Source organism: Streptomyces sp. NPDC059455, from assembly GCF_042750115.1.
GTDB lineage: Bacteria > Actinomycetota > Actinomycetes > Streptomycetales > Streptomycetaceae > Streptomyces > Streptomyces endocoffeicus.
Window position 1 is genome coordinate 16,776 of the sequence record NZ_JBHYVB010000056.1, and the last position, 13,622, is coordinate 30,397.

Below are 13,622 nucleotides of genomic sequence, written 5' to 3' on the forward strand. Positions count from 1 at the left end.
CGGGAGGAGGCCGCTGGGAAAAGGACCGACCACAAGTCGGCACCTCGCCCGGCGGCCCACCTCACGCTTCGGCCGAAATGACACCGACTGCATGGGGCGCGATGACTGGTTACACGTCCTCGACCAGGCCGCGGAATGTGGCGTGCGCCGTGTCCAGCTCATCGGGGGCGAGCCGACGCTGTACCCGGACAGCCTGCTCCTGGCCGACCGCGCACTTTCTCTCGGCCTCGGCGTGGAGATCTACAGCAACCTGGTGCGCGTCACCGAAGCCTGGTGGGCGCTCCTCCGACGCGACGGCATGTCCTTGGCGGCGTCGTACTACTCCGACACTCCGGAGGAACACAACGAAGTCACCGGCCGACCCAGCCACGCCCGCACCCTCGCGAACATCAAGAAAGCGGTAGCGCTTGGCATCCCGCTGCGCATCGGACGACGAATGGCTCGTCCTGGGATTCGAGGTCGTGGATGCCCGCCAGTCGGACTTCACACCAGCCTCGCCCGATCTGCCTGGAGTGGTCGACCTCGTTGACCAACTCGGGGACCTGCCCCTCCCTGATATCGCCCGAGACTGGCCGGAGAGCCGTTGGGACCGGTTCGCGGTTGACGAGACCGAAGCTGAACTGTTCCGGGGTGACGCGCTGCTCCACACCGACATCAACCCCAGCAACCCGATCATCGGGGAATGCGGCCGGTGGATCGTGGACTGGTCCTGGCCGAGGCGCCGGTTTCATCGACCCCGCATGCCTTGTCGTGCAGCTCATCACGGACGGGCACACCCCAGAGGCGGCTGAGGGGTGGGCGGCCGAGTGCAGGGCCTGGGCGGACGCGGACCCCACCGCGATCGACGCGTTCGCCGCCGCCACCCGCCGCATGCACCGATCACGCGCCGACCGGCACCCCGAGGCGGCCTGGCTCGAAGCCATGGCCGCAGCCGCAGGGGCGTGGGCCGCCCACCGGGGCGTGGCCGAGGTGCCTGGCCAGGCGATGACGTAGGCATGCATGCTGATCGGCCCGGCGCTCGCGTCACCGGGCGACCGGGCACCTGGCCAGGGTCTGGGCCACCGGCGGGTGGCCGCCGACGAGACGGGAGGGGGTGGGGTCGGAGGGGTGGTGTCCTGGACGCTCACGCATATTTGTGGCGCCAATCTCCGGCCCACGCAAGCCCCCGGTCAATGGCGCCGTAAATGTGCGGTCCAGGGCGCCGCACCGGAGGCCCCGCCCCCGGCACCCACCACGCACAGCGGGCGCACCACCCACGCACCCGCACAAGCAACCGCGCCGGCACCACCCACGCACCCGGCGCGCCACCCAAGCACCCGCACCCAGCGGAACTCTCAGGCCAGTACGTCCCGCCATGTGTCCGTCAGCGCCGTCGACACGTCGTACGCCGCGATGGGCGCGCCGTGCGGCGCCGTGGTGCGGCGGGCGGCCAGGCCGTGGAGGTAGGCGCCGACCGAGGCCGCGTCGCGGGCGGGGAGGCCCGTGGCGAGCAGGGAGCCGATCAGGCCGGACAGCACATCGCCGCTGCCCGCCGTGGCCAGCCAGCCGACGCCGGTGGGGTTGACGCGTACCGGCTGGTGCTCGGCGGCGATCAGCGTGGTCGACCCCTTCAGCAGTACGGTCGCGCCGTAGCGCTCGGACAGCGCCCTTACGGCGGCCAGCCGGCCCGCCTCGACCTCCTCGCGGCTCACGCCGAGCAGCGCCGCCGCCTCGCCCGCATGCGGGGTGAGGACCGTGGCCGCCTCGCGTTTGCGCAGGTCACTGCCGGTAGGCAGCAGGTGGAGCCCATCGGCGTCGACCAGGACCGGGACATCGGAGGCGAGGACGTCCTCCAGGGAGTGCCGGGCCGCCGCGCCGTCGCCGAGGCCGGGGCCGACGACCCACGACTGGACCCGGCCCGCCTTGGCCGGGGGCCCGGAGTGGACGAGGGTCTCGGGGAAGCGCGCGATGACCGTGTCGGCCCCGGGGCCGACGTAGCGCACCGCCCCCGCACCGCCCCGCAGCGCTCCCGAGACCGCCAGTACGGCCGCGCCCGGGTAGCGGGCGGAGCCCGCGACGACGCCCACCACGCCGCGCCGGTACTTGTCGCTCTCCGCCGACGGCCGGGGCAGCATCGCCGCCACGTCCTCGTGCTGCAGCGCCTCCACGTCGGGGTCGGCCGGAAGATGGGCGTCCAGCCCGATGTCGACCAGTCGCAGGGCGCCCGCGTGGGTGCGGGCGGGGTCGATGAGCAGCCCCGGCTTGTACGCGCCGAAGGTGATCGTGGCGTCCGCGCGTACGGCGGAGCCGCGCACCTCGCCCGTGTCGGCGTCGACCCCGCTGGGCAGGTCCACGGCGACGACGATCCCGCGCACCGCCCGGACCAGCCGCTCCGCGTCGGGCCGCAGCCCGCCCTTGCCGCCGATGCCGACGATGCCGTCGACGACGAGATCGGCGCGCGCGACGGCCGCCTCGGCGCGGGCCATGGCCGCCTCGCCGCTGTCGGTCGCCTCGCTGCCGTGCGCCGCCTCCGCCGTCTCGCCCCCGGCCGTCGCCGCGCCCCCGGCGGCTACCACCCGCCCGCCCGCCGCCCGCAAGGCGGCAAGGCCGCCACCGTGCGCCCGGTCAGGGCTGAGCAGTACCGCCGTGACGCCCGCGCCGCGGCGGGCCAGGCGGGCGCCCGCGTAGAGCGCGTCGCCGCCGTTGTCCCCGCTGCCGACGAGCAGGGCCACCCGGGAGCCGTACACCCGGCCCAGCAGATCGGCGCACGCGGCCGCGAGTCCCGCCGCCGCGCGCTGCATGAGCGCTCCTTCGGGCAGCCGTGCCATCAGTTCGCGCTCGGCGGCCCGTACGGTCTCGACGCTGTAGGCAATCCTCATGCCCATAGTCTCCCTAACCGAGGGCACTCCTTGCGTGGAAGGCGAGGCACTCCGTGCGTAGAAGCACACACTCCGGCAGGGGGACGGGCCTGAGAGACTGACGGAGATGGACGAGACACCGATGCGCGCCCGTGCCGTGGTCGATCTGGCCGCCCTACGGGCCAACGTGAGGGCGCTGCGCGCCGCGGCACCCACGGCCGAGCTGATGACCGTGGTCAAGTCGGACGCGTATGGCCACGGCATGGTCCCGTGCGCGCGCGCCGCCCGCGCGGCGGGCGCGGACTGGCTGGGCGCGGCCACGCCCGAGGAGGCGTTCGGGCTGCGGGCGGCGGGGGACACGGGCCGGCTGATGTGCTGGCTGTGGACGCCCGGCGGCCCCTGGCGGCAGGCGATCGAGGCGGACATCGACGTCTCGGCCAGCGGGCTGTGGGCGCTGCGCGAGGCCGTCGCCGCGGCCCGCGCGTGCGGCCGTACCGCGCGGCTGCATCTGAAGGCGGACACCGGGCTCGGCCGCAACGGCTGCCAGCCCGCCGACTGGCCCGCCCTGGTCGCCGAGGCCCGCGCCGCCGAGGCGGAAGGGGCCATCCGGGTGACGGGGCTGTGGTCCCACTTCGCGTGCGCGGACGAGCCGGGCCATCCGTCCATCGCCGCCCAGCTTTCGGTCTTCCGCGAGATGATCGCGCACGCCGAACGGGCGGGGCTGCGGCCGGAGGTGCGCCACATCGCCAACTCACCGGCGACCCTGACCGTGCCCGAGTCGCACTTCGACCTCGTCCGGACCGGCATCTCCACGTACGGCATCTCCCCGAGCCCCGAACTCGGCACGGCCGCCGACTTCGGGCTGCGCCCGGTGATGACGCTGTCCGCCGCGCTCGCCTCGGTCAAGCGGGTGCCGGGCGGGCACGGCGTCTCCTACGGGCACCGCTATGTGACCCCCGGCGAGACGACCCTCGCGCTGGTGCCCGTCGGCTACGGGGACGGCATTCCGCGCCATGCCTCGGGCACCGGCCCGGTACTGGTCGCGGGAAAGTGGCGGACCATCGCGGGCACGGTCGCCATGGACCAGTTCGTTGTGGATCTGGGCGGCGACACCGCCGCCCCGGGGGACGAGGCGGTGCTGTTCGGTCCGGGGGACCGGGGCGAGCCGACCGTCGAGGACTGGGCGCGGGCCGTGGGCTCGATCGGCTACGAGATCGTGACCAGGATCTCGGCCCGTATTCCCCGCGTTTATGTAGGTGAGGACGGGGGCACAGGGAACTGACCATGGGCGACGAGACCACGGCCGTCAGCACGGCAGAGATGGCGACGCGAGTCGCGGCGGGGGCCACAGCCGTGAGTTGGCGCCGGGGTGCCGGATTCGCGGGTGCCGCGATCGGCGTGTTGGCGGCGGGGGCGGCGGCGGGTGTCGCGCTCGAGCGGCTGACGGTCGGCCGCGGCGTACGGCGCAAGGCGCGGCTCGCCCTGGACGCCGAGGGCCCGTACGGCACGCTGCGGGGCACTCCGGGGACGGCGGTCGCCGACGACGGCACCGAGCTCTACTACGAGGTCGAGGAGATGCGGGAGAACGCCGCCGCGCCCTCGCCCCGGCGCAAGCGGCGGTTCGGGCGCCGCGCCCCCGCCCCCGTCACCATGATCTTCAGCCATGGCTACTGCCTCGCCCAGGACTCCTGGCACTTCCAGCGCTCGGCGCTGCGCGAGGTGGCCCGCACCGTCTACTGGGACCAGCGCTGCCACGGCCGCTCGGCGCGCGGCTGCGCCCAGGCGGACGGCGAGGCGATCAGCATCGACCAGCTCGGCCGCGACCTGAAGGCGGTGATCGACGCGACGGCGCCCGAGGGGCCGCTGGTGCTCGTCGGCCACTCCATGGGCGGCATGACGCTGATGGCGCTGGCCGCGCAGTACCCCGACCTGATCCGCGAGCGCGTGATCGGCGCGGCCTTCATCAGCACCTCGGCGGGCCGTCTCGGCGAGGTCAGCTTCGGCCTCCCGGTGGTCGGGGTGAACGCGGTGCGGCGGGTGCTGCCCGGACTGCTCAAGGCGCTGGGCTGGCAGGCCGACCTGGTCGAGCGTGGGCGGCGGGCGACCGCGGACTTGTTCGCGGGGCTGATCAAGCGCTATTCGTTCGGCTCGAAGGACGTGGACCCGGGGGTCGCGCGGTTCGCCGAGCGGCTGATCGAGGCCACGCCGATCGATGTGGTCGCGGAGTTCTACCCGGCGTTCATCGCCCACGACAAGGCGGCGGCGCTGCCGCACTTCGACGACATGCCGGTGCTGGTCCTCGCGGGCGACAAGGACCTCATCACCCCGATGGAACACAGCGAGGCGATCGCGGAGCTGCTTCCGGGCGCGGAGCTGGTGATCCTCGAGGAGGCCGGGCACCTGGTGATCCTCGAACACCCGGAGGTGGTCAACGGCCACCTCACGGAGTTGCTCTCGCGGTCGGTGGACGGGGTCGGCGACCGGCCGCGGCGGGGCGTGACGGGCTGACGAGCGGTACTCCCGCCCGGCCGTTCCGGCGGTCCGGCCGGGGCGTTCGGGGTGGCCGCACGCTGGTCCGCGGCGGGCTTTTCGGGCCCGTACCATCGGCGAGTATGGACGTAGGCACGCGCATCACCGTCACCTCTCCCGACCAGATGCGGGACCTGGGCCGCAGACTCGCCAAGCTGCTGCGCCCCGGCGATCTGGTGCTGCTCACCGGTGAACTCGGCGCGGGCAAGACGACCCTGACGCGGGGCCTCGGCGAGGGCCTCGGCGTCCGGGGCGCCGTCACCTCGCCCACCTTCGTGATCGCCCGGGTGCATCCCTCACTGGGCGACGGCCCGCCGCTGGTCCATGTCGACGCCTACCGGCTGAACGGCGGCCTCGACGAGATGGAGGACCTGGACCTCGATGTCTCCCTGCCCGATTCGGTGGTGGCCGTGGAGTGGGGCGAGGGCAAGGTCGAGGGGCTGGCGGAGGACCGGCTGCATGTGGTGATCCAGCGGACGGTGGGCAGCGACACGGCCGTCACGGACACGATGGCCGCCGACGTGGACGACGTACGGGATGTGGTGGTGACGGGCGTGGGTACCCGCTGGGCGGGGGAGGACCTGGCGTCGCTCGCGGGGTAGCGCTTTTGGGGGCTGTGCTGCCGGGCGGTGCTGCCGGGCGGTGCTACCCGGTCAAACGGTCAAGCTGCTGGTAGAGCTCGCGTGCAGATGCCGCGTAGTTTCCGACAAGCCGTCGGCATGCTGTTGCATTCCGGGCATCACCCGTGGTCACATGGTGGGAGAAAGCGTGGGTTAGGTTTGCCTAACTCCTGCCTGACTCCGCTCGACTGCCCCAGGACCCTCAGGAGGCATCCATGTCGGCCCACGACCCTCTGGCCGGGACCGGCGCCGCGCGCGACGACCGGTCACCGTCGATGTCGGAGCTCCTGGCGGCGTGTGCGGCGGCGAGCGCGGTCTCGACGCCCCCGCGGCCGGCCGAGGAGGAGACCCCGGTGTCCGTGGAGCCGGCGTCCGTCGAGCCCGAGGCGGATGACGAGGAGCGGGACGCGGCGTAGCCGCGCACGGCTGCGTCAGCTGGCTACGTCATCCGGCTACATCAGCTGGCTACGTCATCCGGCTCGTCATCCAGGTCCGCTAGGGGACGACGACCACCTTCATGTCCGGCTGCGCGAACTCCCACATCGCCGTACCGTCCGCCCGGCTCTCCCGGACGGCCCCGGTCCGCTTGCGCGCGTTCGGGTCCGGCATCGACCCGTCCACCGCCGCGCTGAAACCGAACACGACCCCCCCTTCCGAGTGGAAGACGACGACGTGCTCGACCTGGACTCCGTCCGACCCGACCCCGCCCTTGTTGCGCGAGGTCACCGTGTAGGTCCCCGGGTCGGGACTGGCCGGGCTGGGGCCCACCTCGAAGGTGCGGCTGGCCTTGCCGTCGGCGCCGACCAGCCAGACCCGCTTGTCGCCGAGGGCGTAGACGACCCGTACGCCGGTCCCGGAGCGGGCCGGGAGGGCGGTGGACTTCTTCTTCGACCCCGCGTCGTCCTTGTCCTTCTTCTTGGACTCGGCGGAGTGCGACCCCGGCCGGGCCTGGGTCGGATGGTCGGGCGCGGTCGCGGCGGCCTGGTAGCCGAGGAACCCGACGACGCCCAGCGCGGCGGCGGTGAGTACGGCCACAGCTGGCCCGGTACTGCTCCTTGGCACGGCGGCTTCCCTCTCCTGCGGTCAGTACGTGCTGACGGCCCGTACGCACTTACGGTGACGGTAGCACCGGCGTCCGCCGCCCGGCCGCGCTCCGGGCGTCCGGTGACCGAGCCGTTCCACCGTCGGTACGAAAGAACGACCTCCCGGCGCGCCGTACGCTGTTCTCGTGCTGTTGCTCGCTCTTGATACCGCCACCCCCGCCGTGACCGTCGCCCTGCACGACGGCTCCGCAGTGATCGCCGAGTCCTCCGACGTGGACGCCCGGCGCCACGGCGAGCTCCTGCTGCCCGCCGTCCACCGGACGCTGAAAGCCGCGGGCACCGAACTGGGCGCGGTGACGGAGATCGTCGTCGGCGCGGGCCCCGGCCCGTACACCGGACTGCGCGTGGGCCTGGTGACCGCGGCCACCTTCGGATCGGCCCTCGGCGTCCCCGTCCACGGGCTGTGCACGCTGGACGGGATCGCGTACGCCGCCGGGCAGGCCGGTCTGGAAGGCCCCTTCGTCGTGGCCACGGACGCGCGGCGCAAGGAGGTCTACTGGGCGCGCTACGACGACGCCCGCACCCGCGTCACCGAGCCCGCCGTCGACCACCCCGCCGATCTCGCCGAGCGGGTGGCCGGGCTGCCCGCGGTCGGCGCGGGCGCGCTGCTCTACCCGGCGGCCTTCGCCGACGTACCGCCCGGGATGCCGGAGTACCAGTCGGCCGGGGCGCTCGCCTCGCTCGCCGCCGAGAAGCTGGCGCGCGGCGAGGAGATGCCGCCGCCCAGGCCGCTGTATCTGCGCCGCCCCGACGCCAAGGTGCCCGCCAACTACAAGGTGGTCACCCCGAAGTGACCGGCACCGGCACGACCGTGACCCTGCGCGAGATGCGCTGGTGGGACCTGGAGCGGGTGATGGCGCTCGAGGAGGAGCTGTTCCCCGAGGACGCCTGGTCGCGGGGGATGTTCTGGTCCGAGCTCGCCCATGCCCGGGGCCGGGACGCCACCCGTCACTATGTGGTGGCGGAGGACGGGCCCCGGCTGGTCGGGTATGCCGGGCTCGCGGTCGTCGACCGCACCGGCGACGTCCAGACCATCGCCGCCGCCCGTGACCAGTGGGGCACCGGCCTCGGCGCCCGCCTCCTCACCGACCTCCTTACGGCCGCCACCGCCTTCGAGTGCCGTGAGGTGCTGCTGGAGGTCCGGGTGGACAACGCCCGCGCCCAGCGGCTGTACGAGCGCTTCGGCTTCGAGCCCATCGGCATACGCAAGGGCTACTACCAGCCCGGCAATGTGGACGCCCTGGTCATGCGGCTGGCCGACCCGGCGACGGCGGGCGCGGTGACGGCGGGCGCCGTCACGACCGCGAACGGCGAGCCCGGCGAGCCCACGGCGTCCACGGCGTCCACGGCGAACACGGCGTCCACGGCGAACACGGCGTCCACGGCGAACACGGCGTCCACCGCGCACACAGCCAACCCCGCGAACCCCGCGACCTCAGTACAAGGAACCGAGACCCATGGCTGACGAACCCCTCGTCCTCGGCATCGAGACCTCCTGCGACGAGACCGGCGTCGGCATCGTCCGCGGCCACACCCTCCTCGCCGACGCCGTCGCCTCCAGCGTGGACGAGCACGCCCGCTTCGGCGGGGTCGTCCCCGAGGTCGCCAGCCGCGCCCATCTGGAGGCGATGGTCCCCACGATCCAGCGGGCGCTCAAGGAGGCCGGGGTCGCCGCCTCCGACCTCGACGGCATCGCCGTCACCGCGGGCCCCGGGCTCGCGGGCGCGCTGCTGGTCGGCGTCTCGGCCGCCAAGGCGTACGCCTACGCCCTCGGCAAGCCGCTCTACGGCGTCAACCACCTCGCCTCCCACATCTGCGTCGACCAGCTCGAGCACGGCCCGCTGCCCGAGCCGACGATGGCGCTGCTGGTGAGCGGCGGCCACTCGTCGCTGCTCCTCGCGCCCGACATCACCGCCGACGTCCGCCCGCTCGGCTCGACCATCGACGACGCGGCGGGCGAGGCGTTCGACAAGATCGCCCGAGTGCTGAACCTGGGCTTCCCCGGCGGCCCCGTCATCGACCGCATCGCCCGCGAGGGCGACCCGGCCGCGATCGCCTTCCCGCGCGGACTGACCGGTCCGCGGGACGCCGCGTACGACTTCTCCTTCTCCGGGCTGAAGACCGCCGTCGCCCGCTGGATCGAGGCGAAGCGGGCGGCGGGCGAGGAGGTCCCGATCGCCGATGTCTCGGCCTCCTTCCAGGAGGCGGTCGTGGACGTGCTGACCCGCAAGGCCGTCCGCGCCTGCAAGGACGAGGGCGTGGAGCACCTGATGATCGGCGGCGGCGTCGCCGCCAACTCCCGGCTGCGGGCGATGGCCGAACGCCGCTGCGAGGACGCGGGCCTCACCCTGCGGGTGCCGCGGCCGAAGCTGTGCACGGACAACGGGGCGATGGTCGCGGCGCTCGGCGCGGAGATGGTGGCGCGGGGACGGTCGGCCTCGGCGTGGGACCTGTCGACCGACTCGTCCCTCCCGGTGACGGACCCGCATGTCCCGGCGCCCGCCGGGCACACCCACGACCATGTGCACGAGCTGAGCCGGAAGAACCTGTACGCATGACCGTCGCGTTGATGTGGGAAGCACGGGCCGTGGCCGGAAAGGGCGAGGAACTGCTGACCTGGGCCACCCACCAGCCCCTCGATCCGCCCCCGCTCCGCCGCGAAACCTTCCGCGCACCCGAGGACCGGGTCCTCGTCATCACCTGGTGGGACGGCGCCTACGACACCCAGGGCCTGCCGGAACTCCCCGAGCCGGGAGAGGACTTGTCGCGGCGTGCGGTGCACCGCTGGCGCTTTGAGGCGATCGCGGAAGAGGGCTAGCGGTACGGGTGGGGGCGTACGGCGCCGGGCCGTTGGGAGCGGGGCCGTCCGGCGCCCGCTCCTGCGGCGCCCCGTTTCGTACGGCACGCGACCGCCGTAAGGCGCCCGGCCGCACCCGCGGCGCACGATACCCGGGCCGCGCCCCCGGTGTGTGCGGCGCCGATCCGTACGGCGCCCAGCCGCACCCCGGCTGTACGGTGCTCGGCTGCCCCCTGGCTGTACGGTGTCCGGCCGCCCCCGCCGTAAGGTGCTCGGCTGCCCCCTGGCTGTACGGTGTCCGGCTGCACCCTGGCTGTACGGTGCTCGGCTGCCCCCGCCGTAAGGCGCCCGGCCGCACCGTCGCCGTACGGTACGCGACCGCACCCCCGGCCATACCCCCGGCCATAGGGCGCCGGGCCGTGTCGTTACCGCAGGGCCTCGGCCAGATCGGCCAGGTGCCGGCAGACCGGGCCCAGGGTGAGCAGCCCGCTGCCCGCGCCGGCCAGCTCGGCCTCCGCGGGGGCCAGCGCGGCGCGGGCGCGGGCGATCGTCTCCCGGTCGCCGACGGCGATGGCCGCCCGCCCGGTGAGACACCACAGGGCCTCCAGCAGCAGATCTCGGGGCGGCTCCGGGACCTCGCGCAGCGCCGCCGCGGCCTCGGCGCGGCGGTTCTGCGCCAGCAGCACCAGCGGGCGGGTCCAGGGCGCGTAGGGCCCCCAGTCGAGGTCCGCGTCGGTCGGGGCGGGGCGCCCCCGCTCCACGCGCAGACAGAGCAGCGCGAGCGGCAGCAGACCGCGCTCCAGGCCGGGCATCCCGGCGCCGTCCAGCCGCGCGGCGGCGTCCCGGTAGGCCGCCTCGACCGCGGCCTCGGCCTCGCCCTCGTCCGCCCGTTCCGTCGCGGCCAGCCGCAGCGCCCGGTACCACGCGGTGAACACCCCCACCAGCGGCCGCTCATGGCGCTCGCCCAGACGCTCGGCGGCGGCCGCGTGCCGGTCGGCCGCCGCGAAGTCGCCGAGCGCGCTGCGGGCCTGGAGCCGGATGAGATGACCGAGCACCTCGAAGGCGACCAGCCCGTGCCGCGCAGCGAGGGCGATCAGCTCGGCCCCGGTGGCGTCCCGGCGCGGCGCCAGCCCCGCGCGCTCGAAGCTCTGCATGAAGACGCCGTTCAGCGCGAACGCCAGCAGCCCGGGATCGTCCAGCCGCCGGGCGATCTCCTCAGCCTGCCGAGCCGCCTGCCGCCTCCGCTCGGAGCGCCCACCCCGCGACTCGACGGCGATCGTCGCCAACAACCGGGCGCGAATCGCGTCATGGCCGGTCGGCGCATGGCCGGGCGTCTCGTGCGCGGGGGCGCCGTGGCCAGGGGCTGCGGGGCCGGTTGCCCCGTCGCTGGGCGGCTCGTGGCTGGGCGGCTCGTGGCTGGGCAGCTCGTGGCCGGGCGGTTCGTGGCCGGGCGGTTCGTGGCCGGGCGGGCCGGAGCCCGTTGCTCCGCTGCCAGGGGGCTCGTGATCGGGCGCACCGGGCTCGGTCGGGAAGTCGGCCGCGAGCGCGGCCAGCGTGCGTTCGGCTGCCCTTACGATCGATGCCGCCTGTTCCGGGTCGTCCAGGCGGGTCCAGATCGCGGGGACGTCGTAGGTGCCGATGACTCGGGCGGTCAGTTCCGGGTCGCCCAGTTCTTCCGCCGCCGCGACGGCCGCCACGCGTTGTTGCCGGGCCGTCAGCAGGCCGCCGCCACCGGTCATCGAGAGGTCGCGGAGCAGGGCGGCGGTCGACTCCAGGCGGGTCCGGGCGCCGGAGGCCACGGTGCGGTCGTACGCGGCGGTCGCGTCCGCCCACACCTGGGCCGCCGCGCCGCCCGCCGCCGCGCCGCCCCGCGCCGCGGCGGGGTCGAGGTGGGGCGCCTGGCCGAGGATGTCCGTCTCCAGGCGGCGCAGCTCAGGGCCGGGGTCCACGCCCAGCTGCTCGACCAGCAGCGCACGGGCCCGGCGTAGCACCGCCAGCGCGTCGCCCTGGCGGCCGGTGCGGTACAGCGCGAGGGCCAGCGTCCGCCAGGCGCCCTCGCGCCAGGGGTGCTCGGCCAGATGCGCCTCCAGGTCCGGCACCGCCTCGGCGGCCCGGCCCAGCGCCAGCCGGGCCTCCGCCTGCCGTTCGACGGCGTGCAGCCGCAGCTCCGCCAGCCGGGAGCGCTCGCCCCGGGCCCAGCCCTCGTCGGCGAACTCCGCGTACGCGGGCCCGCGCCACCGGCTCAGCGCCTCCTCCAGCCGGGGCAGTGCGCCGTCCGGCGGCAGGGTCGCGGCGGCGGCCACGTCCTGTTCGAAGCGCCAGGCGTCCACCGCGTCCGGGTCGGCCCGCAGCGCGTACCCGGGGCCCTCGGTGACCAGCAGCCGGGCCGGGGTGCGCGGCGGGCGCTGCGGCTCCAGCGCGCGGCGCAGCGCGGCCACGAACGTACGCACCGCGCCCACCGCGCCCGGCGGCGGCTCCGTCCACAGGTCCTCGATCAGCCGGGAGACGGGTACGACGCGGCGGCGGGCGACGATCAGCCGGGCCAGCACCGCGCGGTGCCGTGGCCCCTTGAGCGCGACAGCGCGCCCGTCGGCGTCCGCGTCCCAGGCCACCACCGGCCCCAGCACCCCGAAACCGACCCGCATGCGGTCACCGTAGCGCGCTGATCGGATGCTCATCCGCACCCGGCAGGCTGACAGCCACCTGGTCACCTCCTGGTCGCCTACGTCATCCGGCCGCCCGGCCGTCCACAGAAAGCGCGCTGACCCATGGCCTCTGTCATTCCCGGCTTCGACTATCGCCGCGTCCCCGTCGCCGACGGCGTGTCCCTGAACGTGGCCGTCGCGGGCTCCGGCAGCCCCGTCGTCCTGCTGCACGGCTTCCCGCAGACCCACCTCATGTGGCGGCATGTGGCCGCCGACCTCGCGGCCGATCACACCGTGATCTGCCCTGACCTGCGCGGCTACGGCGCCAGCGACAAACCGGCAGCCGATGCCGATACCAATACCAATACCGATGCCAATGCCGACACCGACACCGACACCGACACCGACGCCAATGTCGACACCGACACCGACCCCGCCGCCTACGCCAAGCGCACCATGGCCGCCGACATCGTCGCCCTGGCTCACGCCCTCGGGCATGACCGCTTCGCGCTCGCCGGTCACGACCGCGGCGCCCTGGTCGCCTTCCGGGCGGGCCTCGACCACCCCGCGACGATCACCCATCTCGCCTGCCTGGACGTGCTGCCGACCCTCGACATGTGGGACGTGCTGCACGGCACCACCGCCGCCGTCGGCTTCCACCTCTTTCTGATGGCCCAGCCCCCGGGGCTGCCCGAGCGGATGATCGCCGCCTGCCCCGACGACTTCTTCGGCCACTTCCTCGACCTGTGGGCGGGCGACCCGCGGGCCATCCCCGCCGAGGTCCGCGCCGCCTATCTGGACGCCTGCCGCGCCGCGGTGCCGTCGATCGTGGCCGACTACCGGGCCTCCGCCGGTGTCGACGTCGACCACGACCGGGCCGACCGGGACGGCGGACGCCGGCTGACGATGCCGCTCACCGTCATCCAGCAGGACTGGGGCGCCGCCCTCGACTATGACGCGGCGGCGCTGTGGCGCGCCTGGGCCGACGACCTGGAGCACCACACCGTCGGCTACGGCCACTTCATGGCCGAGGAGGCGCCCGCCGACATCGCCAAGGCGCTGCGGGAGCTGCTCTCCCGCTAGGAGCTCAG

General features: G+C 74.4%; 13 protein-coding genes and 1 pseudogene. 11 read left to right on the forward strand and 3 right to left on the reverse strand.

Annotated elements, in window-relative coordinates:
* Positions 1-91: 91 nt before the first annotated feature.
* Positions 92-529 (forward strand): radical SAM protein, encoded by a 438-nt coding sequence (locus tag ACFXB5_RS21265; protein WP_385210094.1) that lies wholly within the window; start codon positions 92-94, stop codon positions 527-529.
* Positions 530-750: 221 nt separating this feature from the next.
* Complete coding sequence (locus ACFXB5_RS21270) at positions 751-993, forward strand: hypothetical protein (protein ID WP_385210096.1); 243 nt, start codon at positions 751-753, stop codon at positions 991-993.
* A gap of 341 nt (positions 994-1,334) precedes the next feature.
* Here ACFXB5_RS21270 and ACFXB5_RS21275 read toward each other — a convergent pair whose 3' ends face one another.
* A complete protein-coding gene (locus tag ACFXB5_RS21275) occupies positions 1,335-2,858 on the reverse strand; it encodes an NAD(P)H-hydrate dehydratase (protein WP_385210098.1) in 1,524 nt (507 codons plus the stop codon).
* Between the two features lie 106 nt (positions 2,859-2,964).
* Here ACFXB5_RS21275 and alr point away from each other — a divergent pair, with 106 nt between their 5' ends.
* From alr to ACFXB5_RS21295, 4 genes are all read left to right on the forward strand, one after another.
* Positions 2,965-4,119: an alanine racemase gene (alr, locus tag ACFXB5_RS21280; RefSeq protein WP_385210101.1), complete on the forward strand. Its 1,155-nt coding sequence runs from the start codon at positions 2,965-2,967 to the stop codon at positions 4,117-4,119.
* A 2-nt stretch (positions 4,120-4,121) separates the two neighbouring features.
* Complete coding sequence (locus ACFXB5_RS21285) at positions 4,122-5,345, forward strand: alpha/beta fold hydrolase (protein ID WP_385210103.1); 1,224 nt, start codon at positions 4,122-4,124, stop codon at positions 5,343-5,345.
* 104 nt (positions 5,346-5,449) lie between these two features.
* Positions 5,450-5,968, forward strand: a complete 519-nt coding sequence (gene tsaE / locus ACFXB5_RS21290) for a tRNA (adenosine(37)-N6)-threonylcarbamoyltransferase complex ATPase subunit type 1 TsaE (protein ID WP_385210106.1) — start codon at positions 5,450-5,452, stop codon at positions 5,966-5,968.
* Between the two features lie 233 nt (positions 5,969-6,201).
* On the forward strand, positions 6,202-6,402 hold the full coding sequence (locus ACFXB5_RS21295) for a hypothetical protein (protein ID WP_385210108.1): 201 nt from the start codon (positions 6,202-6,204) through the stop codon (positions 6,400-6,402).
* Positions 6,403-6,481: 79 nt separating this feature from the next.
* On the opposite strand, the gene ACFXB5_RS21300 is transcribed toward ACFXB5_RS21295, so the two are convergent.
* Positions 6,482-7,021 (reverse strand): hypothetical protein, encoded by a 540-nt coding sequence (locus ACFXB5_RS21300; protein WP_385210111.1) that lies wholly within the window; start codon positions 7,019-7,021, stop codon positions 6,482-6,484.
* 193 nt (positions 7,022-7,214) lie between these two features.
* Here ACFXB5_RS21300 and tsaB point away from each other — a divergent pair, with 193 nt between their 5' ends.
* The 4 genes and pseudogenes from tsaB to ACFXB5_RS21320 all read left to right on the forward strand — a co-directional run bounded on the left by tsaB (position 7,215) and on the right by ACFXB5_RS21320 (position 9,907).
* The gene (gene tsaB, locus ACFXB5_RS21305) at positions 7,215-7,883 is read left to right on the forward strand and encodes a tRNA (adenosine(37)-N6)-threonylcarbamoyltransferase complex dimerization subunit type 1 TsaB (protein WP_385210114.1); all 669 of its coding nucleotides are present in this window, start codon (positions 7,215-7,217) and stop codon (positions 7,881-7,883) included.
* A 32-nt stretch (positions 7,884-7,915) separates the two neighbouring features.
* Positions 7,916-8,359: pseudogene (gene rimI, locus ACFXB5_RS21310) on the forward strand (ribosomal protein S18-alanine N-acetyltransferase); the annotation flags it as partial.
* 187 nt (positions 8,360-8,546) lie between these two features.
* Complete coding sequence (gene tsaD, locus ACFXB5_RS21315; protein ID WP_385210116.1) at positions 8,547-9,647, forward strand: tRNA (adenosine(37)-N6)-threonylcarbamoyltransferase complex transferase subunit TsaD; 1,101 nt, start codon at positions 8,547-8,549, stop codon at positions 9,645-9,647.
* The gene (locus ACFXB5_RS21320) at positions 9,644-9,907 is read left to right on the forward strand and encodes a hypothetical protein (RefSeq protein WP_385210119.1); all 264 of its coding nucleotides are present in this window, start codon (positions 9,644-9,646) and stop codon (positions 9,905-9,907) included. Before tsaD ends, ACFXB5_RS21320 begins: the two co-directional genes overlap by 4 nt.
* A gap of 404 nt (positions 9,908-10,311) precedes the next feature.
* Here ACFXB5_RS21320 and ACFXB5_RS21325 read toward each other — a convergent pair whose 3' ends face one another.
* Positions 10,312-12,531 carry a BTAD domain-containing putative transcriptional regulator gene (locus ACFXB5_RS21325; protein ID WP_385210122.1) on the reverse strand — a complete coding sequence of 740 codons (2,220 nt, stop codon included), beginning with the start codon at positions 12,529-12,531 and terminating at the stop codon, positions 10,312-10,314.
* Between the two features lie 123 nt (positions 12,532-12,654).
* Here ACFXB5_RS21325 and ACFXB5_RS21330 point away from each other — a divergent pair, with 123 nt between their 5' ends.
* Entirely contained in the window at positions 12,655-13,614 is a 960-nt protein-coding gene (locus ACFXB5_RS21330; protein WP_385210124.1) for an alpha/beta fold hydrolase, read from the forward strand.
* The last annotated feature ends 8 nt before the right edge of the window (positions 13,615-13,622 follow it).